Consider the following 1,813-nt stretch of genomic DNA (forward strand, 5'->3'; position numbering starts at 1 on the left):
CAGTTTCGCCCAACAGTTTCGTCGCTAGCCACAAATGTGTTTTGTTCGCTCATCAATCCCACCACGCTTTCTTCGAAAATTATTACTTAATACAAATTTAGCTTAAATCATAACCTAAATTTTATCAAGTAATAAAGTGGTTTGGCAAGCGTCGTATATTCTAGCCACTTCGTTCTGAATATACCGGCTTGACGGGGAATATCCCCATGCCCCTTTTGTATTTTTGTTCACACAAAAATAGTGGCTAATTGCTAGCCACTAAGTTCAAAACCATTAAAGCCCCAGCAACCAAAAATGATGGTTGCTATACGTTCATAAATTTTATGATCACTTGCGTGTATAAAATTTAATTCACTTCCAAAATCTAAATTCACGCTGCCAAAAATCAATCTGCTTTTGCAATTGTTTTTCGTTTGCTTTTAAAGTCAATTTCATTAAATCTGTTAAATCAACTGGAGAAATTTCAGTCATCAATTTTTTCATTCTGTATTTCTTTTTACGTTCTAATTTTCCCCATTCATTTTCATCAAATAACAAAGCCATAATTGTATGACGGTCTGGAGCTTTTTCTATTGTTGAATAATCTGGTTTCAAAATATGTAAATCCTCAAAACAATCATTCCAATAATCAACCATATTTCGTTTCAATTCAATTTCTACACGCCACAACTGTTCAGACATAACTTCAACATCTGCATTGTCTTTACGCTCTTGTTTTTTATTATAAATTCTAATAAATCTATCACTATCTCTTACACCGAAATACTTTGTTTCAGGCTTACCATTGCGACCATAAAAAATAGTTTTCTTAACTGATTTATCAGTCATTGCGTAGTAATCGCTCAAATCATCTTCAAAATCAAAAGCCAAATCTAGTCTTGTAAAACCGTCATCTTCCATGTAGTCAATAATATTTTGTTTTAACCAAAGCATTTCTTCTTGTGTAAGTTTATTCGGATTAAATTCAACACGCATATTACGTCTATCCCATGTATCTGCTTTTACTTTGTCATATTCAATATAAACTTTTTCTTGTAGAGCCTTAGCTTTAAATTTAGTTTGTAATATATCCCAAAGTCGAATTTGTGGTTCAACACTCATAAATTCTGACAGTTTTTGAGCATTATCACGACTGAGATTCCCAACAATTGTCATAGCATCAAAACTTATTTTTGGTTGGGGGGTGTCCCAAATCGGTACACTTAACCGGCTATTAGAGTAGCCGGTTTTAGAAAAATTATCTAAATCGTGATTTTCTAAGTGATTTGAATGATTTGCGTGATTATTTTTACTCATAAAAAATCGACTCCTTAATTTAATTTAAGAAGTCGCTCACCCGAATATACATCTTGAAGAATAAACTAATATCGTTTAATATCTAGATATACAAAATATAAAAAAACAACTTAGTGTTTTTTCTTTGGGTAAGTCGCATTCACAAACTTTGGTCGGGGCGTGAGCGACTTCTTTTTTTATTTTGTTATAAATATAACATTAGTATATAGCTTAGTCTAAAATAGACTAAGCTATATACTAATAAAAATTATATTATTTTCTATTATTGTGGTTTAACACTTTTAACTATTGGAGTTCCAGACATAACAACATGAATTTTTAATCCATTTTTTGGAATGTGATCACCAATTGCACCACTTATTATAGGCGCTGCAAAAACAGCTACAGGTCCTCCCCCCATGAGACCAATAAGAACACTTACATCGCCAGCAGCAATTCTGCTTGCCCATTTATTCGATAAATAGATAGTCACAGTGCCATCTTTATGAACAACATATTTATTTGTACCACCTTTTGC

The 1,813-nt window shown here is 32.4% G+C and carries 1 protein-coding gene and 1 pseudogene; both read right to left on the reverse strand.

What is annotated here, in order from left to right; genetic code table 11:
- Positions 1–351 precede the first annotated feature (351 nt).
- A complete protein-coding gene (locus tag CD155_RS06500; RefSeq protein ID WP_103212844.1) occupies positions 352–1,296 on the reverse strand; it encodes a replication initiation factor domain-containing protein in 945 nt (314 codons plus the stop codon).
- A 262-nt stretch (positions 1,297–1,558) separates the two neighbouring features.
- Positions 1,559–1,813: pseudogene (locus tag CD155_RS06505) on the reverse strand (hypothetical protein); the annotation flags it as partial.

The organism is Staphylococcus caprae, from assembly GCF_002902725.1.
GTDB classification, from domain to species: Bacteria; Bacillota; Bacilli; order Staphylococcales; family Staphylococcaceae; genus Staphylococcus; species Staphylococcus caprae.